The following is a 19,387-nucleotide window of genomic DNA, read 5'->3' as shown; positions in this document are numbered from 1 at the left end:
TCAGCGGCTGGCGCGTCGTCGCTCGCTTTCGACCGCGGATGCCTGCTTCGCGCCGCCCGTCCACTGCCGACGTCCCGCCCAGATGACCCCGGCGCCGACGGCGATGATGACCGCGGCGATGCCGATGACGTAGGCGATGACGCCGGGGTAGCCGCCCTGCAGGTGGGGGTCGAGGAACGGGTACGGGTACCACCAGGCGGTACCGGTGAACGGTGCGGTGATGAAGCCCGCACGCAGCAGCGTGTACGCGACCCAGGCGATCGGGAACGCGGCGACAACCCACAGCGACGACCACGGCAGTGCGCGGCGATGTGGCGCCAGCAGCACGTCGGCCAGCATCACCAGGGGGATGATCACGTGCAGCGTCTCGTTGGTCCAGACGTCCGAGATGCCGGCGATCGCGATCTGGCGCAGCAGCACGTTGTAGACGATGCCGGTCACGATCATGTACGTCGAGGCGCAGGCGAACAGCGTCGACAGCCAGAGCGGCTCCGGCGTGCGGTCGCGACGATGGCGCAGCATCCACACCGCCCCGATCACAAGCGTCACCGCGGCGATCAGGTTCGAGAGCACGGTGAAGTAGCTGAAGAAGTTCGCGGTCACCGTCGGCAGGTGCGCACCCCACTCTGTCTCGGCGCGCTGGGCGTTGCCGATCGCGATCGCCAGCTGTCGGGTGAGGGCCGCGAAACCGAGGATCGCGGCGGCGAGGCGCACGTAGGGCCACCAGGTCGTCATGGGAAGACTCTAGTGAACAGCGGGTTCTTCGGCGGGAAGAATCTCCTTCGATAGGATGGACTCGCCCGTTCGGGCCAGCTCATCTGCCGGTGCAAGCCCGGCGAACAGCGTGCAGTACCAGGGGGTTCACCCATGCCAGGAATCGTGATCGTCGGCGTCCAGTGGGGCGATGAGGGCAAGGGCAAGGCGACAGACCTGCTCGGTGAGCGCACCGACTGGGTCGTCAAATTCAACGGCGGCAACAACGCCGGGCACACCGTCGTCATCGGAAACGAGAAGTACGCCCTGCACCTGCTGCCATCCGGCATTCTCAGCCCCGGCGTCAACCCGGTCATCGGCAACGGCGTCGTCGTCGACCTCGAGGTGCTCTTCGAAGAGCTCGACGCGCTGCAGGCCCGCGGCGTCGACACGTCGCGCCTGAAGGTCAGCGCCAACGCGCACATCATCACCGCGTACCACCGCACGCTCGACAAGGTCACCGAGCGCTTCCTCGGCAACCGCCGCATCGGCACCACCGGCCGCGGCATCGGACCGGCCTACGCCGACAAGATCAACCGCGTCGGCATCCGCGTGCAGGACCTCTTCGACGAGAACATCCTGCGCCAGAAGGTCGAAGGCGCACTCGATCAGAAGAACCACCTGCTGGTGAAGGTCTTCAACCGTCGCGCGATCACCGTCGATGAGATCATCGCGGACCTGCTCTCGTACACCGAGCGCCTGCGACCCATGGTCGCCGACACCGGGCACCTGCTCGACGAGGCATTGAACCGCGGCGAGGTCGTTGTGTTCGAGGCAGGGCAGGCCACCATGCTCGACGTCGACCACGGCACGTACCCGTTCGTGACCTCCTCGTCGGCGACGGCGGGCGGCGCCGCGACCGGCTCCGGGGTGGGACCGGGGCGCCTCGACCGCATCGTCGGCATCGTCAAGGCGTACACGACCCGCGTCGGCTCGGGCCCGTTCCCCACCGAGCTCTTCGACGAGCAAGGCGAGTGGCTGCGCCAGACCGGCTTCGAGTTCGGCACGACCACCGGCCGTGAGCGTCGCACCGGCTGGTACGACGCTCCGATCACCCGCTACGCGACCCGCGTGAACGGCATCACCGACCTCGTGCTGACCAAGCTCGACGTGCTCACCGGCCTTGACCAGGTCCCGGTCTGCGTCGCCTACGACGTCGACGGTGTGCGCTTCGACGACGTGCCGGTCAACCAGACCGACTTCCACCACGCGAAGCCGATCTACGAGTACTTCCCCGGCTGGACCGAGGACATCTCGAAGGCCCGCACGTTCGACGACCTGCCGCAGAACGCCAAGGACTACGTGCTGGCGCTCGAGGCGATGAGCAACACGCGCATCTCGGTCATCGGTGTCGGCCCCGCCCGCGACGAGGTCATCGTCCGCCACGACCTGGTCGACTGACCGGCGCCTGGTCGCCCGTGCGCTTCGCGCTTTTCCGTCGAGAGCACGGGACCTCGCCGAGTGCACGGGTCGTTGACGTGAACAGGCCGTGCATTCGACAGGTTCCCGTGCACTCGGCACCCTGAGAATCCGAAGAAGGACATCAGATGACGCGGTTCTGGACCGGCGGATACGGCTCCGACATGGACGGCGAGGCCGACGGGATCGGCTTCCTGTCGGTGGACGAGGGGCGTGGCCCGTCGACTCTTCGGTACCGGGGCGTCGCGGCGGAAGCCGTTTCGCCGTCGTGGCTTGCGCAGCATCCGACTCTCGACGTCGTCTACGCCGCCCTGGAAGGTGCCGGCACGGTGCGCGCGTTCGCGCGAGCGGGTGAGGCCTCGCTGCGTCCGCTCGGTCCAGCGCTCGCCGCGGGAGAGTCGGTCTGCCACCTCGCAGTGTCGCCGGATGGTCGGATGCTGGTGGCCAGCTGCTACGGCGACGGACGCGTCGTCGCGTACGGCATCGCCGACGACGGCAACCTGGTCGAACCGGTGCAGGACAAGGCGGCCGCGCTCCGCGCCGCGCTGTTCGGGGACAGTGACGCGGCCGAGAACGTGGACACCCCCGATCTCGGAGGCGAGTCCGGCGACGCAGCCCGCGTCTCGCGGGCGCATTCGGCGGTGTTCCTGCCAGACCGTCGCATCGCCACCGCCGACCTCGGCCTCGATCTGGTGCGCATCCGCCGCCGCGATCTGAGCATCGACCACGACGTCGAACTGCCCCGCGGCACCGGCCCGCGGCACATGGTGCTGCACCCCAGCGGACACCTGCACGTGGTCACCGAGTACTCCTGTGAGGTCTTCACCCTGGCATCCGATCGCGAGGGCCGTTGGGGACTCGTCTCGGCGACCACCGCCTCTGAGGTCGCGCAGATCGGCTTCGACTTCCCCGCCGAACTCGCCATGTCGCGCGACGGACACACCCTGTACACGGCGCTGCGTGGCAGCAACACGGTCGCGGCGCTGCGCGTGCGCGGCGGAGGAGAGACACTCGAGCCGCTCGCGCTCGCCGAATCCGGGGTCGACTGGCCGCGGCACCACCTCGTGCACGACGGCACGCTGCTGGTCGCGGGGCAGCGCTCCGACTCCGTCAGCGTCATCGACCTCGACGAGCGCACCGGCGCTCCGCGTGATGTGCGGCACACCACCCCGGCCCCCACTCCCACGCGCATCCTCCTCGCCCGCTGATCTGAAGCTGCCGCCGGTCTCGGCCCGTGTGCCGGACTACTGACGCACACGGCGTGTCGCACTGGTCCGCGTGCCCACCCCGGCGCGTCGTCTGTGATCCGACACCGGATGCCCGAGCGCCGACCCCCTGTCGCTCCGCCCGTCCTCGGGCAAGACTGGAGCCCAGGAGGGCAATATGACGGATGAATACGACCTGATCGTGCTTGGTGGAGGTCCGGTCGGAGAGAACATCGCCGATCGTGCGGTGCAGGGAGGGCTCACGGCGGTGATCGTCGAGAACGAGCTCGTCGGTGGGGAGTGCTCGTACTGGGCATGCACCCCGTCGAAGGCGCTGCTGCGTCCGATCCTCGCGCTGCACGCGGCAAAGCACGTCCGCGGGGTGAGCGGCGGCGAGCTCGATCCGAAGGAGGTCTTCGCCCGCCGTGACGCGTACGTCGCGCGCTGGTCGGATGCCGGGCAGGTCGACTGGCTGAACGACGCCGGCATCGACCTGGTGCGCGGATACGGCCGGATCAGCGCAGAGCGCGAGGTCACCGTCTCCACCGCGGACGGGGAGCGGATGCTGCGCGCGCGCCACGCAGTCGCCGTCGCCACCGGGTCTGAGCCGACCATGCCGCCCATCCCTGGTCTGGCGCAGTCGCAGCCCTGGACCAGCCGCGAGGCGACCAGTGCCGAGCAGGTCCCGGAGTCGCTGGCGATCATCGGCGGCGGCGTCGTGGCGGTCGAGATGGCGACCGTGTTCGCCGGGCTCGGATCGAAGGTCACCGTGCTCGCGCGCAGCGGACTGCTCGGCGGCATGGAGTCGTTCGCCGGCGAGCAGGTCGCGAAGGGCCTTCGTGAGATGGGCGTCGACGTGCGCCTGCACACCGACACGGTCGATGTGCGCCGCGACGAAGACGGGGTGACGGTCGTCACTGGAGGTGCGGGGGCCGAGGAGATCACCGCCACCGAGGTGCTCGTCGCCACAGGTCGCCGGCCACGCAGCGCGGACATCGGCCTCGACAGCGTCGACGTCGGAGATGCCGACCTCGGGGGCGCCGGCCTCGAACCGGGCAAGGCCATGCCCGTCGACGACACGATGCTCGTTCGCGGCACCGACTGGCTGTACGCCGTCGGCGACGTCAACGGCCGTGCGCTGCTCACCCACCAGGGCAAGTACCAGGCCCGCGCCGCCGGAGACGTGATCGTCGCCAGATCGCGCGGCGAGGTGGTCGCCGATCAGCCGTGGGGTCGGCACGTGGCATCCGCCGACCACTGCGCGGTTCCGCAGGTCGTCTTCACCGACCCAGAGGTCGCCTCGGTCGGGTTGACGTCGGATGCTGCCAGCGCAGCCGGCCATCGGATCGAGGTCATCGACCATGAACTCGGCGCCGTCTCGGGTGCCGCCCTGCACGCGGACCACTACTCGGGGCGCGCGCGCATGATCGTCGACACCGACCGCGAGGTGGTGCTCGGGGTGACCTTCGTCGGACCCGACGTGGCAGAGATGCTGCCAGCCGCGACGATCGCCGTCACGGCCGAGGTGCCGATCAGCCGGCTCTGGCACGCCGTGCCCGCCTATCCGACGATGGCCGAGATCTGGCTGCGGCTGCTGGAGGCCTACGGCCGCCAGTCGGCCTGATCTTCGGGTGTCGGATTACTGATGATGTGGGCGTGCCGCCTGGGCAGGGGGCGTCCCGGCCGGCGCGCCGTCAGTGATCCGACACGGGGGTGGATGCTGACACCTGCCCGCCCCACTCGCCCTGCGGGCCGGAAAACTGCGAATCGCCCGCGATCTGGCCTCGATGTCGGAGGGGGCTAATACGCTCTAAGGGCGACCAGGAGGCACGACCCCATGAAGGCACGACTCGAAGGACGCCGCCGGTAGGCGGCAGCGCAAGATGATCGAATTCCGATCCGTCAACAAGACGTTCCCCGATGGCACCCGTGCGGTCGAGGACTTCAGCCTGGTGCTGCCCTCACGCAAGACGACCATCTTCGTCGGATCCTCGGGATGCGGCAAGACCACGCTGCTGCGCATGATCAACCGCATGGTCGAGCCGACGTCAGGCGATGTCGAGATCGACGGCGAGAGCGTGCTCGGCGGCGACCCTGTCGCGCTGCGTCGGCGCATCGGATACGTGATGCAGAACTCCGGCCTCATGCCGCATTTCACCGTGCTCGACAACGTCGCGACGGTGCTGCGACTGACGGGCGTCGGCAAGCGCGACGCGCACGAGCGCGCGCGGCAGCTGCTGGACACCGTCGGACTCGACCGCGACCTCGCCGACCGGTACCCCAGCCAGCTGTCCGGCGGCCAGCAGCAGCGCGTGGGCGTGGCCCGCGGGCTCGCCGCCGACCCCAACATCCTGCTGATGGACGAGCCGTTCGGCGCCGTCGACCCGATCGTCCGCGCCGACCTGCAGCAGGAGCTCATCCGCCTGCAGGTCGACCTCGACAAGACCGTCGTGTTCGTCACCCACGACATCGACGAGGCCTTCCTGCTCGGCGACCAGGTCGTCATCCTCGACAAGGGCGCCCGCATCGTGCAGGTCGGCAGCCCCAGCGAGATCATCGAGAATCCCGCTGACGGCTTCGTCGAGGCGTTCATCGGCGCCGAGCGCGGCCGTCGCGCGCTCACCGTCAAGCAGACGCCGCGCGGCGCCGTCGTCGTCGACTCAGAGGGGCGGACGCAGGGGCGGCTGCTGGCCGAGGAGCCGGACGCCGTTGCGTCGGATGCCCGTGAGGGGGCGTCGCTCGCATCCGACCCCATGGAGGCGAACGGCACGTGAGCTGGGTCGCCGACAACCTCGGACTCATCTTCGAGCTGACTCTGGTGCATCTGCGCCAGAGCATCGTCGCGATCGTGATCGGGCTGGTTCTCTCGATCCCGCTCGGCTGGGTCGCCTGGCGCTACCGGCTGGTGCGCGGCCCGATCATCGTGCTCACCGGGCTGCTGTACACGATTCCCTCACTGGCGCTGCTGATCCTGATGCCGGCCGCTCTCGGCTACTCGGTGATCAGCGAGGCGAACCTCGTCGCAGCGCTCACGATCTACGCCGTCGCGATCCTGGTTCGCGCGGTCGCCGACGGGCTCGACTCCGTCGACCCGAGCGTGCGCCAGGCCGCCACCGCCATGGGCTACGCCGCACCGCGGCGATTCTGGGGCGTCGAGCTGCCACTGGCCGGCCCCGTGATCCTCGCCGGTCTCCGCGTCACCGCTGTCTCCACGATCTCGCTGGCCACGGTCGGCATTCTGATCGGCGTCACCAACCTCGGCTACCTCTTCACCAACGGGCAGCAGCGGCGCCTGGTCGCCGAAGTGCTCGCGGGCGTCGTCGCCGTGGTGATCATCGCGCTGCTCGTCGACCTGATTCTGCTGCTGCTCGGGCGGATGCTGATGCCGTGGGTCCGCCGCACTTCGTCTCGCTCCGCTCGCTCAGCAACCGGATTCGCCACATCATGAACCTCTTCGCCGACGCCTTCGCCTGGCTGTTCTCCCCCGAGCGGTTCGAGGGACCGTACGCGCTGCAGATCCTGCTCGCGCAGCACCTCTTCTACACGGTCGTGTCGGTCGCCGTGGCTGCGGCCATCGCCTTCCCCGTCGGCTGGCTGATCGGCCACACCGGCAAGGGCCGCGAGATCGCGATCGCGGTGTCCGGCGCAGCCAGGGCGATCCCCTCGTTCGGCCTGCTCGTGCTGCTGGTGCTCGTGCTTGGCGTCGTGCGCACCCCGCTCGCTGCCGTGATCACCTTCGTGCTGCTCGCCATCCCCTCGCTGCTGGCCGGCGCCTACACCGGACTCGAGGCCATCGACCGCAGGACCATCGACGCCGCCCGTGCGATGGGCATGACCGAATGGCAGATCTTCACGAAGGTCGAACTCCCGCTCGGCCTGCCGCTGCTGGTGGGTGGTCTTCGGGCTGGTGTGCTGCAGGTCATCGCCACCGTGACCATCGGCGCGTACGTCAACCTCGGCGGTCTCGGCTGGCCGATCATCCAGGGGATCCCGCTGCGCCGCTTCGATCAGGTGCTCGGCGGCGCCATCCTCGTGGCCGTGCTCGCCCTCATCGTCGACCTGCTGCTCGCTCTTGCCCAGCGCGCCGCGGTGCCGAACGGGGTGCGGGTACAGCAGCCCGATCCCTCGCCCTCCCCTCGCGCTCGCCGCGTGGCATCGGCTCCCGCCTGACGCCTCCCTCTTCTCGCCAGAACTTCACATCCGCCTGATCCCCAACGAAAGGCATCCGAAATGTTCGCCACTCGCAAGACCCGCACCGCCCTCGCCGCCGGTGTCGTGCTGATCGCCGGCATCGCACTGACCGGATGCGGTACCAGCAACCCACTCGAGGAGCCCACCGGCGACACCGGCGCCGACCGTGGCGGCAACACGATCGTCGTCGGCTCGCAGGCGTACTACTCCAACGAGATCATCGCCGAGATCTACGCGCAGGCGCTCGAGGACGCCGGCTTCACGGTCGAGCGCCAGTTCAACATCGGTCAGCGCGACGCCTACATGCCTGAGATCGAGTCGGGCAAGATCACGCTGTTCCCCGAGTACACCGGCAACCTGCTGGAGTACCTCGACAAGGACGCCACGGCCACCAGCCCAGAAGACGTCTACGCCGCGCTGCAGAAGGCGATGCCAGAAGGGCTGGTCGCGCTCGACTACGCAGAGGCGAGCGACCAGGACACCTACACGGTGCTGAAGTCCTTCGCGGACGAGAACGGTCTCACCTCGATCGCCGATCTCGCGGGGCTCAGCACGCCAGCCACGATCGGCGGCGCGCCGGAGTTCGAGCAGCGCCCGTACGGACCCACTGGTGCCAAGGACGTCTACGGCGTCGACCTGAAGTTCTCGGCCACCGGCCCCGGCACGCTCGACGCGCTGCTCGCCGGAGAGATCCAGATCGCCGACATCTACACGGCCGACCCGGCGTTCAAGACCAAGGACATCGTGGCGCTGAAGGATCCCGAGAACATGATCCTGGCATCCAACGTCGTGCCGATCGCGTCAAAGGACGTGGCGACCGAGGTCAGTGACGTCATCAACGCCATCAGCGACGAGCTCGATGCCGAGGACCTGGTCGAGATGAACGTGCAGAGCACGGTCGACCAGATGTCGGCTCCCGAGATCGCCAAGAAGTGGCTCGCGGACAACGATCTGAGCTGAGGGATCTGAGGCGGTTCCCCGCCGGGACTCTCAGACTCGGGAGTCCTGGCGGGGGATCCACACCTGCTTGATGATGATGAGGATGGATGCCGTCACCGGCACCGCCACGAGAGCGCCGAGCAAGCCCAGCAGCGTGCCACCCGCCAGTGCACCGATGACCACCAGCGGGCCGGGAACCGACACGGCCTTGTTCATGATGCGCGGCGTGAGCACGTACGCCTCGATCTGCATGTAGATCAGGTACAGGACCGCGAAGATCAGCGCCTGCCAGGGGTCGGCGAACACAGCGATCACCGAACCGATGATCCAGAACAGCACCGATCCGACGAGCGGGATGAGTGTGATCAGGAATGCCACGGTCGCCATCAGCGGCGGGAACGGCAGCCCGAGCACCATGTACAGGATGAGCACGACGATGGCGTTCATGAACGCGAGCGTCACCATGCCACCCACGTAGCCGCCGACGGAGTCCGTGATCTGGTCGGTCAGGTCGCTGGCGCGCTCCCGATCACGGGCCGGGGCGAGGCGCAGCATCGACGTCTTGATGCTGGGAAGGCCTGCGACGAAGTACAGCGTGAGGACGAGCACGACGATCACGCCCGAGATGCCGGTCGCGATGGACGTGCCGATCTGCAGCGCACCGCCGCCGATGGCCTGCCAGGTCTGACCGTCGGTGAGGAACTTCTGGGCATCCTCCACCAACTGCTCGAACTGGTCGCCGAACTGCTTCTCGAGCCAGGCGTAGACGTCACCGGCCATGAAGTCGGCGATCAACTGGGGCACTGAGCGTACGAACAGGGTGACCTGCTCGACGACCACCGGGATGATCAGCAGCAGCACCAAGACGAGTACGCCGACCAGACCCAGGATGACGATCAGCACGCTGATACCGCGGGATAGCCCGCGGCGCTCGAGGAAGCGCACGGCCGGGTCGAGGCCGAGGGCCGCGAACAGCGCGAAGGCGATGTAGATCAGCACCGTCGACAGGTTCGACAGGGTGATCGCCAGCAGGAAGGCGGTGAGGCCGCCGAGGGTGACCAGCAGACCGAACACGAACGGCTTGTCGATGCGGGTCCAGAACGACCGGCTCGGAACCGGGGCGTCGACGACCGGCCGGTACGGCTGCGGCGCAGCATCCGACTCCTTCGCCGCAGTCGCGACGTCCGCGGCGGACTCGGCAGCCGCGTCGGGGACGACGGCATCGGCGGGCTCGGACGCGGGTCGCTCGTCTGGAGTCATGTCGAACACTCTATGGCCGGGTGGGAGATATCGTGAAGGGCCGACCAACAGGAGGATCATGACTGACGACGCCGAGCAGGCCCGCGCCGAGCTGCAGCGCCTTCGCGCCAGCATCGACAACATCGACGCGGCTCTGATCTTCATGCTGGCCGAGCGTTTCCGCTGCACGCAGCAGGTCGGCCACCTCAAGGCCGAGCACAGCATGCCCGCCTCGGACCCCGGACGCGAAGAGCAGCAGACCGCCCGCCTGCGTGCGCTCGCCGAAGAGGCCCACCTCGATCCGGAGTTCGCCGAGAAGTGGTTCAACTTCGTCGTCGCCGAGGTCATCCGCCACCACACCGAGGCCGCCGAAGGCCGCTGAGCGCGCTGGTCGGGTTCGAAATCAGGCCAGTTCGAGATCAGGCCAGTTCGACCGCGAGCACCTGGGCGGCAGCGCCGCGAAGCACGGCATCCTCCATCCCGCTGCAGCGCACCTCCACGTGCGCACTCGGCAGTCGGGCAGCGCTGAGCGCGGTCTCGGCGGCATCGCACAGCGCGTCGCCGCGCAGCCCGCTCGTGCCGCTCAGCACGACGTGGGGCAGGTCCAGCGCTGAGACGATCGCGGCGAGCGGCGTGCCGAGGCGCGTGCCGGCCTCACGGCGCAGCGCGTCCTTGGCATCCTCATCCGCGGCGGTCTCGATGCGCTCTCCGAGCACAGCCAGCCAGACGTGCACGCACCCGCTGTTGCCGCAGCGGCATGCGCGACCCGCGTCGCCGCCGACGTCGAGGTGGGCGAGTTCGCGGGCGGTGGGGGTGCCGGCGGTGTACTCGGTCACGATGGCGGTGCTGATCACGTCTCCGGCACGCACCAGCAGGAATTCGTCCGTGCCGTAGCCCGCTTCGGCGCGGGCGACCAGGTCGGCCTCGGCGGCGATGTGCACCGGCAGACTCACCGTCTCGGGTGCGGTGGCGAGTGCGGCGGAGACCGCGGTGGCCTCCTCATCGGCACCCAGCGGCACGCCGATCCCGACGCCGAGAACGGGGACTCCAGACTGCGCCGAGAGGCGGGCCACGAGCGTGGTGACCGCCGCTCCCTGGTCGGACGCCGAGGCACGCGCGATCTCGTGGCGGAGACGGATGCTGCCGTCAGGCCCGCACACGGCGCCCACGATCCAGTCGGGGCGCGTGAGGTCGACGGCGATCGACTGGGCGGCCTGCGCATCGATCTCGAGCATCACCGAGGGCTTGCCGACCCTGACCTCTTGGCTGTGGCCGGTCTCGATGACGACGCCGGTCGCGAGCAGCTCGCGGATGACCTCGGTGATCGTCGGCCGTGCGAGACCCGTCAGACGGGCGAGATCGGCGCGGCTGGCGGTCTCCTCGCGCAGCAGCGTCTGCAGCACGACGCCGCGGTTGTGGCGACGGGTGCCGAGGCCGGGCAGCTGCTGGGCCGTGGCGCGTGACGAGAGCGATGTGTTGGCGACCATCGTGTTCCTTCTTCGGGTCGGTCCGAGGCGAGTGCCTGTCCGACGTTGGCGGCACCTGTCGATTACTTAGTTCATCGACTAAACTTACTAATGCGAGCGTAAGCTCGACTCCGGCTGTTGTCAAAGATCCGCCCGGGGCGGTGCAGCAGAAAGGACCGGCAAGGGATGCTGTATTTCAGCGAGGACCTCGACGGTCAGGCCCTCGTTCGCCGGACGAATCTGCGTCGGGCGCTGCAGCTCGTCTTCGACAACTCGGGAAGCGAAACCCGCGCCGGCATCGCGAGGGAGACCGGCCTCACTGCCGCGACGGCGTCGTCGCTGGTCGCCGAGCTGATCGCCGAGCGCCTCGTGGTCGAGGTCGGACACGCGGCCAGTACCGGCGGCAAGCGGGCCATGACACTCGCCGTGGACGGCGGGCATCACCTGCTGCTCGTCGTCGTGCTGCGGTTCGGCGATGCGCATGCCTCACTGATCACACTCGACGGCTCGTCGGTCTATGAAGAGCGCCTTGTCTACTCCTCGCACGACCGCGATCGCGAGATCCACGCCATGATCGCCCGCATCGGCCACCGCTTCGTCCCGCGCATCCTCGCGGCCACCGTGCAGCTGCCCGGCGCCACGGACGGGCAGCGCGTCCTGCAGAGCGTGCAGCTCGGCTGGGTCGACGTGCCGCTCGCCGCGCAGTTGTCCGAGGTGCTCGGCGCGCCCGCTCTGCTCGTGAACGACGTCGATGCCGAGGCGATCGCCGAGATGGTCGTCGGCGGCACGTCGAGCGGACGACAGCTGTTCCTGCACATCGGCATCGGCATCGGCGCATCGGTCACGCTGGACGGCGAACTGGCGCCCGGTCCGTTGGCGCGGGTCGGTGAGATCGGGCACGTGCAGGTGGTGTTCGGCGATGACGCGGAGGACTGCCGCTGCGGTCGTCGCGGCTGCCTGGAATCGGCCGCGGCGATGCCGGCGATGCTCGGCAGCGACTTCACAGAGGGGATGGATGCCCGCGAGCTGGCCGCCATCGTCGGTGCGACCGATCCGGAGCGACTGCGTGGTGGTGCCGTCGCCCTCGGTCGCGTGATCACCATGCTGACGGCGATGCTCGACCCGGACGAGGTCGTGATCGGCGGTGCGGTGACCGGCCTTGGCGAGGCGTTCCTCGACCTGGTGCGCGAGCAGATCAGACAGGCGCCGAGTGGCACGGTGTCCGTTCCCGTGCGCGGGGCGACCGCGCAGGTCGCCGGGCACGCGGGAGCCGCGCAGTTGGCGCTGGGGTCATCACTCGGCGTGCGATGGAGTGCCGCGCAGCTGCGGGGTGGGGTTTGACTGTGCCGAATCACTGACGATCGTGAGTTCCCTGCGGCGTGTCGGGTGTCGACACGCCGTGCGGACGGACGGGCATCAGTAACTCGGTACGCCGGTGAGGGGCCAACGTCGGGAAGTTCCTCCCCGAACACACCCTTCTGCGGTATTATGAGCGATAAGCCGCTTAAACAATCACAAACTTACATCCGAAATATCGGATGGCAGGAGCCGAGGAGTTAGACATGACCGATACGCCCACCGCAGGCGCGCACATGCGCGCAGAGCTCAACTCGCAGCCCGAGACCTGGGCCCGCGCCGCAGGAATGCGCACCGAGCAGGCACTTCTGCCGGCATCCGGCGCCCGCATCGCCGTCGTCGGCTGTGGCACCTCCTGGTTCATGGCGCAGTCCTATGCGGCACTGCGCGAGGCCGCTGGCCTCGGCGAGACGGACGCGTTCACAGCATCCGAGGTCCCCGCCGGTCGCGGCTACGACGCGATCGTCGCCCTGACCCGGTCCGGCACCACCACCGAGGTGCTCGAGCTGACCGAGCGCGTCAAGGGCAAGACCCCCGTCATCGCGGTCGTCGGCGACACCAGCTCGCCGCTCGTCGACCTCGCCGACACCGTCATCGGTCTGCCGTTCGCCGACGAGCAGTCGGTCGTGCAGACCCGCTTCGCGACCACCGCCCTCGCACTGTTCCGTGCGTCACTTGGTGAGGACCTGGACTCGGCCATCGCCGACGCGCAGACCGTGCTCGACGCCACCGACGACGCAGCCCTCGGCGCTGCCGAGCAGTACAGCTTCCTTGGCCTCGGCTGGTCGATCGGCCTGGCGCACGAGGCGGCGCTGAAGATGCGCGAGTCGTCGCAGTCGTGGACCGAGTCGTACTCGGCCATGGAGTACCGTCACGGTCCCATCGCGATCGCCGCCCCGGGCCGCATCACCTGGCAGTTCGGCGCCGCACCCGAGGGACTGAAGGCCCAGGTAGAGGCGACCGGTGCCCAGTTCGTGCAGCACGCGATCGACCCGATGGCCGACCTGGTGCGCCTGCATCGCGTCGCCCTCGACCGCGCTGTCGGCAAGGGTCTCGACCCCGATCAGCCGCGCAACCTGACGCGCTCCGTCATCCTCGACGACTGAGCCTCTTCGACGACAGAGATCGGATCCGACTGACACGTGAGCACCGCATCGCCTGATCACAGCAGCATCCCAGACGTCGTCACCGACGCGTCAGGGGAGAAGCTCGCGCGCGCCGCGTCGATCGGCAGCGGGGCACCCGTGCTCGCCTTCGACGTCGGCGGCACCGACATCAAGTCGGCGCTGTTCGACGCCGAAGGCGCCGCGGTCGGCCTTCGCCGCACGCCCACCCCGGTTGGCGGCGAAGGCGGCGCGGAGCGACTCATCGACCGGCTCGCCGACCTGGCCGCGGAGCTGCGCGCGCAGCATCCCGACATCGTGCCGCAGGCCGTCGGCCTCGTCGTGCCCGGCATCGTCGACGAGCAGGCCGGCGTCGGAGTGTTCAGCAGCAACCTCGGCTGGCGGAACGCCCCGATGCGGGATCTCGCGCAGGCGCGCTTCGGGCTGCCGGTCGCCTTCGACCACGACGTGCGCGCGGCGAGCTGGGCCGAGCACGTGCTCGGCGGTGCCCGCTCGTACAAGAACTCCGTCGTGCTGATCATCGGCACCGGCATCGCCGGTGCGATCCTCATCGACGGACGCCCGCACACCGCCGGCGGCTACGCCGGCGAGATCGGGCACTCGCCGATCGGGGAGTGGCCGTGCCCATGCGGGGCACGCGGATGCCTGGAGGCCGTCGCCTCTGCCGGAGCCATCTCGCGGCGATACGCCGAGGCCTCAGGGGTGGGTGCCGGTGGGGCGAAGGAGGTCATCGCCCTCGCTGCGTCCGGTGACGAGACCGCAGCGCGCATCTGGAACGAGGCGCTCGACGCCCTCACGCTCTCGATAGCACAGCTCACTGCCGTGATCGCCCCCGAGGCCGTCGTCATCGGCGGCGGACTCTCGCGCGCAGGCGGCGCCCTGTTCGACGAGCTGCGCACGCGGCTGCAGGATCGACTGAGCTTCCACCGCATCCCCGAGCTGGTTCCGGCCGAGCTGTCTGGCAACGCCGGCATCCTCGGATCGGCGCTGCACGCCCGCGAGGCCGCCTCCGCCGCTGTGAGCGGGGGTGGCGCATGATCGTCACCGTCACCGCGAACCCCGCGCTCGACCTCACCTGGCACGTCGAGAAGATCGTCGCCGGGGGCACGCATCGGGCGGATGCCGGTGCCGCGCGCGCCGGAGGCAAGGGCCTCAACGTCGCTCGCGTCGCGCATGCTCAGGGCGCGTCGGTCGTCGCGGTGACCACCGTGGGCGGTGCGACGGGTGCGGAGTTCGCCGAAGAGCTGGAATCCGCCGGGGTGCCGCACCTGTTCGTCCCGGTCGCCGCATCCACGCGTCGCAGCATCGCGCTGGTCGATGAGGCGCTGGGCGACACGACGATCGTCAACGAACGCGGCTTCGCGCCGACCGCGGCGGAATGGGACGCGCTGCGCGCCGCCGTCGCCGAGGCGCTCGCGAGCAGTGGTGTTTCGGATGCCGGCGCCCCGGTGCTGGTGATCTCGGGAAGCTTCCCGCCTGACACCCCCGCCGATGTCCTGCCGTCGCTGATCGCGCTCGGCCGTGAAGCCGGTGCGACCGTGATCGCAGACACGTCGGGCCCCGCGCTGCTCGTGGCGGCCGATGCCGGGGCATCCGTCCTCAAGCCCAACGAGCACGAGCTGGCGGATGCCACCGGCCTTGCCGACCCGATCGACGGCGCCCGCGAGCTGCTGCGCCGCGGCGCCGAACTCGTGCTGCTCTCTCGCGGCGCCGACGGGATGCTGGCCATCACCGCCGCAGAAGCAGAGGCACCGGCATCCACCGCCTCCGCTGTGTCGGATTACGGACGATCCGTCTCCGACACGGCGAGTCGCGGCGCGACACACCGTGCGGACGCCGATGCATCAGTGATTCCGCACGCCGGCCTGGCCGTCAACATCCTGCACGCCCGCCTCGGCACCCCGTTGGCAGGCAACCCGACAGGGGCGGGCGACGCCGCGGTCGCCGCGTGTGCCGTGCTGATGGATGCCGGCATCCACGACCCCGAGCAGATCCTGCGTCGCGCGACGTCATGGTCCGCCGCCGCCGTGCTCATGCCGCTCGCCGGCGAGATCCACCCGACCTGGCCCGACCTCGAGCAGTCCCTCGTCCTCACCCCGAAGGAAACCCGATGACCCTCGTCTCCGCCCGCGACCTCATGCGCGCATCCGCCGCCGTCGGCACCGGCCTCGGCGCCTTCAACGTCATTCACCTCGAGACCGCCGAGGCGCTCGTCTCAGCATCCGAGCGTGCGAACCTGCCGGTCATCCTGCAGATCTCGCAGAACTGCGCCGACTATCACGGCGGGCTCGAGCCGATCGGCTGGGCGACGCTCGCCGTCGCACGCCGCGCATCGACTCCCGTCGCCGTGCACCTCGATCACGCTGAGCGCCCCGAGCTGGTCGACGAGGCCATCGAGCTCGGCTTCGGATCGGTCATGTTCGACGGCGGCAAGCTCGACTACGACGAGAACGTCGCCGTCACCGCCGATGTCGCCTCGCGTGCGCGCGCTGCCGGCGTCTACATCGAGGCCGAGCTCGGCGAGGTCGGCGGCAAGGATGGCGCCCACGCGCCGGGCGTGCGCACCGACCCCGCTGAGGCGCGCGCCTTCGTCGAGGCCACCGGCGTCGACTCGCTCGCCGTCGCGGTCGGCTCATCGCACGCGATGCTCGACCGATCGGCATCTCTCGACATCGAGCTGATCGGACGCCTTCGCACAGCGCTGCGCGGTGCCGGGCGCAAGGGCGTCGACGTGCCGCTCGTGCTGCACGGCTCGTCCGGCGTCTCGGATGACGTGATCGTGCAGGCGGTGCACGCCGGTATGACGAAGGTCAACGTCTCCACGCACCTCAACGGCTTCTTCACCCGCGCGATCCGCGAGACGCTGGCGGCCGACGAGAACCTCGTAGACTCGCGCAAGTACCTGAAGCCCGCCCGCGAGGCCGTGGCCGAAGAGGCAGCGCGGATGCTGCGACTCTTCGCCCTGGCATCCGACTGAGCTTCACCGCCAGCCACCGACCACTCGGGGATCGATATGAACCGCGCCGCGCGCCTCTCCGCCATCCTCGACCTGCTCGCGGAGAAGGGCGAGGTGAGTGTCGATCAGCTCGTCGAGCGCTTCGGCGCCTCGGCGGCGACGACCAGACGCGACCTCGACAGCCTGGCCGAGCGACGGCTGCTCACGCGCACGCACGGCGGCGCCGTGGCTCAGTCGGTTGCCTACGAGCTGCCGATCCGGTACCGCAGTCATCACGGCACCGGGGCGAAGGAGCAGATCGCCGCCGCGGCCGCCGCGCAGGTCTCGCCTGGACAGGTCGTCGGCCTGTCTGGCGGCACCACCACCAATGCGATCGCGACGGCGCTCGCCGCACGAGCCGATCTCGCCGAGCACGGGCTGACGGTCGTCACGAACGCGGTGAACATCGCCTCGCAGCTGGCCATGAGGCCGGAGTTCAAGGTGGTCGTGACCGGCGGCGTGATCCACCCGCGCAGCTTCGAGCTTGTCGGCCCGTTCGTCGAACAGCTGCTCAGCGGCATCCGACTCGACATCGCCTTCATCGGCGTGAACGGGCTGTCGGCGGAGTCGGGCGCGAGCACCCACGACGAGGCCGAAGCGGCCGTCAACCGCATGATGGCGCAGCGTGCCGAGCGCGCATACGTCGTCGCCGACGCGTCGAAGCTCGGACGCTCGGCGTTCGCGCACGTGGGTGGGTCCGAGCTGTTCCCGGTCGTGCTGACGGATGCCGGTGCGTCGGATGCCCAGCGCGCAGCGCTGACAGATGCCGGCTACGACGTCCGCCCCGCGACCTGAGCCCTGGCGGTTTCGCCTGTCACAGGCCCCTTGAACCCGCGGCCTGGGCGAAGATCAGGCTGGTGCTGGTGGATGCCACCTCTGGGCGCAGACTGATGGTGTCAGAGACCAGTTCGCGCAGCGCACTGGCATCCGACACCGCCACGTGCACGAGAAAATCGCGATCCCCGGCGAGGAAGTACACCCGCTGGGTCGCGGGGAGATCCTCAAGGTATCCCTGGAACCGGCGCAGGTCGCCGCGCGCGTGCGCCTGCAGTCGGATCGTGATCAGTGCCTCCAGGTGCAGCCCCATTGCGGCCGGCGAGATCTCGGCGTGGAAGCCGACGATCACGCCACTCTCCTGCAGCGCGCGCACGCGCTTGAGGCAGGTGGACTCGGCGATTCCGGCGATCGCGGCGAGGTCGGTGTTCGAGATCCGCCCGTTGCGGCTGAGCTCGGAGAGGATCTTGCGATCGACAGCATCCAACCCCGCATGCGCGGCGGGCGAAGATTCGGGAGCCATGGGGTCACTTCCTCCTCAGTGAGTGAAGATTTCGACTGCTTCTCCGCAATTTTACGCAGAATCTTCGATGCTGACCTGCTGGCGTCGTCGAGATCTGCATAATCGCAGGTAGCAGGTGCTCTTCGCGCCCGCGCACGCATTGGAGCATGAGCAGTCTCAGGAGGACGCAATGACGCGGACGATCGTCGTCGGGGCCGGAATGGTCGGTCTCGCCACGGCATGGCATCTGCAGGAGCGTGGCGTCGACGTCACGGTCATCGACCGGGTCGGCATCGCCGCTGGATCATCGTGGGGCAACGCCGGGTGGCTCACCCCCGGCAAGACGATCCCGCTCGCCGACACCGGGCTGTGGACGTACGGGCCGAAGGCCCTGCTGGATCCGGATGCCGCACTGCACGTTCCGTTCCGAGTGGATGCCGGACTCTGGGCGTTCCTCGCCCAGTTCGCCGCCCACGGCACGAACCGCGCGTGGGACCGCACTATGGCCGATCTCACGCCGATCGACAAGATCGCCCTGGAGTGCTTCGACGAGCTCATCGACGGCGGTGTGCAGTCGTGGACCCGCGAGGGTCCGTTCGTGATCGGCTTCAAGGGGGAGTCTGATTCGAAGGGCTTCCTGCACGAGATCGAGGGCGTCATCCGGCACGGACAGGACGTGCCGTTCGAGCGTCTCGAGAACCCGCGCGAGCTCGCGCCGGTGCTGTCGGATGCTGTCACTCACGCGTACCGGCTCGACGGCCAGCGGTTCTTCGAGCCTGGACCCTTCGTCGAGGCACTCGGCGGGGCGGTCGTGGCGCGCGGTGGCGAGCTGGTCATCGGCTACGAGGTGACCGACGTATCGTCGACCCGTCACCCGGTGGTGACTCTGTCGAACGGGGAGCGTCGCGAGGCCGACTCGGTCGTGATCGCGACGGGAGCGTGGATGCCAGCGCTCGCCCGCAAGCTCGGTGTGCGCACCCGCGTGCAGGCCGGCCGCGGCTACTCGTTCTCGGTCGCGACGGCAGAGCCTCAGGAGCACCCGGTCTACCTGCCGGCACAGCGCATCGCGTGCACGCCGTACCAGGGGCGATTCCGCATCGCAGGCACGATGGAGTTCCGGGGGCCGGACGAGCCGTTCCAGCCCCGTCGAGTGCAGGCGATCATCGCGCAGGCACGCGAGCTGTTCACCGGCGTCGACCTCGACGACCGCCAGGACGAGTGGGTGGGCTCACGCCCGGTCACACCCGACGGCCTGCCGCTGGTCGGTGCGACGAAGGCCCCGAACGTCTACGTCGCCGGTGGCCACGGCATGTGGGGCATCGTGCTCGGGCCGGCAACGGGAAAGCTGCTCGCCGAGCAGATCGTCACCGGTCGCATCGACCCGGTGATCAAGCCGTTCGACCCGCTGCGCTGAGCGTGTCGCG

19 protein-coding genes are annotated in these 19,387 nt (G+C 69.2%); 15 read left to right on the top strand and 4 right to left on the bottom strand.

Features of this window, described 5'->3' with window-relative positions; all coding sequences use genetic code 11:
- Nucleotides 1–735, bottom strand: a complete 735-nt coding sequence (locus tag MNR00_RS16815) for a Pr6Pr family membrane protein (RefSeq protein WP_241927055.1) — start codon at nt 733–735, stop codon at nt 1–3.
- A gap of 132 nt (nt 736–867) precedes the next feature.
- On the opposite strand from MNR00_RS16815, the gene MNR00_RS16810 reads away from it, so the two are divergent.
- The 7 genes from MNR00_RS16810 to MNR00_RS16780 all read left to right on the top strand — a co-directional run bounded on the left by MNR00_RS16810 (nt 868) and on the right by MNR00_RS16780 (nt 8,528).
- Entirely contained in the window at nt 868–2,154 is a 1,287-nt protein-coding gene (locus MNR00_RS16810) for an adenylosuccinate synthase (protein WP_241927054.1), read from the top strand.
- A 146-nt stretch (nt 2,155–2,300) separates the two neighbouring features.
- The gene (locus tag MNR00_RS16805) at nt 2,301–3,380 is read left to right on the top strand and encodes a beta-propeller fold lactonase family protein (RefSeq protein ID WP_241927053.1); all 1,080 of its coding nucleotides are present in this window, start codon (nt 2,301–2,303) and stop codon (nt 3,378–3,380) included.
- A gap of 175 nt (nt 3,381–3,555) precedes the next feature.
- The gene (locus MNR00_RS16800) at nt 3,556–5,001 is read left to right on the top strand and encodes an NAD(P)/FAD-dependent oxidoreductase (protein ID WP_241927052.1); all 1,446 of its coding nucleotides are present in this window, start codon (nt 3,556–3,558) and stop codon (nt 4,999–5,001) included.
- A gap of 259 nt (nt 5,002–5,260) precedes the next feature.
- Nucleotides 5,261–6,151, top strand: a complete 891-nt coding sequence (locus MNR00_RS16795) for an ATP-binding cassette domain-containing protein (RefSeq protein ID WP_241927051.1) — start codon at nt 5,261–5,263, stop codon at nt 6,149–6,151.
- Nucleotides 6,148–6,825: an ABC transporter permease gene (locus MNR00_RS16790; RefSeq protein ID WP_241927050.1), complete on the top strand. Its 678-nt coding sequence runs from the start codon at nt 6,148–6,150 to the stop codon at nt 6,823–6,825. Before MNR00_RS16795 ends, MNR00_RS16790 begins: the two co-directional genes overlap by 4 nt.
- Nucleotides 6,822–7,547 (top strand): ABC transporter permease subunit, encoded by a 726-nt coding sequence (locus MNR00_RS16785; RefSeq protein WP_241928879.1) that lies wholly within the window; start codon nt 6,822–6,824, stop codon nt 7,545–7,547. The genes MNR00_RS16790 and MNR00_RS16785 overlap by 4 nt, the downstream gene beginning before the upstream one ends.
- 60 nt (nt 7,548–7,607) lie before the next feature.
- Nucleotides 7,608–8,528 carry an ABC transporter substrate-binding protein gene (locus MNR00_RS16780; RefSeq protein WP_241927049.1) on the top strand — a complete coding sequence of 307 codons (921 nt, stop codon included), beginning with the start codon at nt 7,608–7,610 and terminating at the stop codon, nt 8,526–8,528.
- A 30-nt stretch (nt 8,529–8,558) separates the two neighbouring features.
- On the opposite strand, the gene MNR00_RS16775 is transcribed toward MNR00_RS16780, so the two are convergent.
- The gene (locus MNR00_RS16775) at nt 8,559–9,767 is read right to left on the bottom strand and encodes an AI-2E family transporter (protein ID WP_241927048.1); all 1,209 of its coding nucleotides are present in this window, start codon (nt 9,765–9,767) and stop codon (nt 8,559–8,561) included.
- A gap of 58 nt (nt 9,768–9,825) precedes the next feature.
- Here MNR00_RS16775 and MNR00_RS16770 point away from each other — a divergent pair, with 58 nt between their 5' ends.
- On the top strand, nt 9,826–10,128 hold the full coding sequence (locus tag MNR00_RS16770) for a chorismate mutase (protein ID WP_241927047.1): 303 nt from the start codon (nt 9,826–9,828) through the stop codon (nt 10,126–10,128).
- Nucleotides 10,129–10,165: 37 nt separating this feature from the next.
- Here the strand turns inward: MNR00_RS16770 and MNR00_RS16765 are convergent, their stop codons facing one another.
- Entirely contained in the window at nt 10,166–11,233 is a 1,068-nt protein-coding gene (locus MNR00_RS16765) for an ROK family transcriptional regulator (protein WP_241927046.1), read from the bottom strand.
- 165 nt (nt 11,234–11,398) lie between these two features.
- Between MNR00_RS16765 and MNR00_RS16760 the strand changes: the two genes are divergently transcribed.
- The 6 genes from MNR00_RS16760 (at nt 11,399) to MNR00_RS16735 (ending at nt 17,482) form a co-directional block, all read left to right on the top strand.
- The gene (locus MNR00_RS16760; RefSeq protein ID WP_241927045.1) at nt 11,399–12,553 is read left to right on the top strand and encodes an ROK family protein; all 1,155 of its coding nucleotides are present in this window, start codon (nt 11,399–11,401) and stop codon (nt 12,551–12,553) included.
- A 221-nt stretch (nt 12,554–12,774) separates the two neighbouring features.
- Nucleotides 12,775–13,674 carry a sugar isomerase gene (locus tag MNR00_RS16755; protein ID WP_241927044.1) on the top strand — a complete coding sequence of 300 codons (900 nt, stop codon included), beginning with the start codon at nt 12,775–12,777 and terminating at the stop codon, nt 13,672–13,674.
- Nucleotides 13,675–13,710: 36 nt separating this feature from the next.
- On the top strand, nt 13,711–14,730 hold the full coding sequence (locus tag MNR00_RS16750; protein WP_241927043.1) for an ROK family protein: 1,020 nt from the start codon (nt 13,711–13,713) through the stop codon (nt 14,728–14,730).
- On the top strand, nt 14,727–15,806 hold the full coding sequence (locus tag MNR00_RS16745) for a PfkB family carbohydrate kinase (protein WP_241927042.1): 1,080 nt from the start codon (nt 14,727–14,729) through the stop codon (nt 15,804–15,806). The genes MNR00_RS16750 and MNR00_RS16745 overlap by 4 nt, the downstream gene beginning before the upstream one ends.
- Nucleotides 15,803–16,669: a class II fructose-bisphosphate aldolase gene (locus MNR00_RS16740; protein WP_241927041.1), complete on the top strand. Its 867-nt coding sequence runs from the start codon at nt 15,803–15,805 to the stop codon at nt 16,667–16,669. Before MNR00_RS16745 ends, MNR00_RS16740 begins: the two co-directional genes overlap by 4 nt.
- Before the next feature lie 36 nt (nt 16,670–16,705).
- The gene (locus MNR00_RS16735) at nt 16,706–17,482 is read left to right on the top strand and encodes a DeoR/GlpR family DNA-binding transcription regulator (protein WP_241927040.1); all 777 of its coding nucleotides are present in this window, start codon (nt 16,706–16,708) and stop codon (nt 17,480–17,482) included.
- A gap of 19 nt (nt 17,483–17,501) precedes the next feature.
- On the opposite strand, the gene MNR00_RS16730 is transcribed toward MNR00_RS16735, so the two are convergent.
- Entirely contained in the window at nt 17,502–17,984 is a 483-nt protein-coding gene (locus MNR00_RS16730; protein ID WP_241927039.1) for an Lrp/AsnC family transcriptional regulator, read from the bottom strand.
- Nucleotides 17,985–18,153: 169 nt separating this feature from the next.
- On the opposite strand from MNR00_RS16730, the gene MNR00_RS16725 reads away from it, so the two are divergent.
- The gene (locus MNR00_RS16725) at nt 18,154–19,377 is read left to right on the top strand and encodes an FAD-binding oxidoreductase (RefSeq protein WP_241927038.1); all 1,224 of its coding nucleotides are present in this window, start codon (nt 18,154–18,156) and stop codon (nt 19,375–19,377) included.
- Nucleotides 19,378–19,387: the final 10 nt, after the last annotated feature.

The sequence above is a fragment of the Microbacterium sp. H1-D42 genome, assembly GCF_022637555.1.
GTDB lineage: Bacteria > Actinomycetota > Actinomycetes > Actinomycetales > Microbacteriaceae > Microbacterium.
The sequence above is the reverse complement of the archived record's forward strand: the minus strand, read 5'-3'. Positions and strand labels throughout refer to the sequence as shown.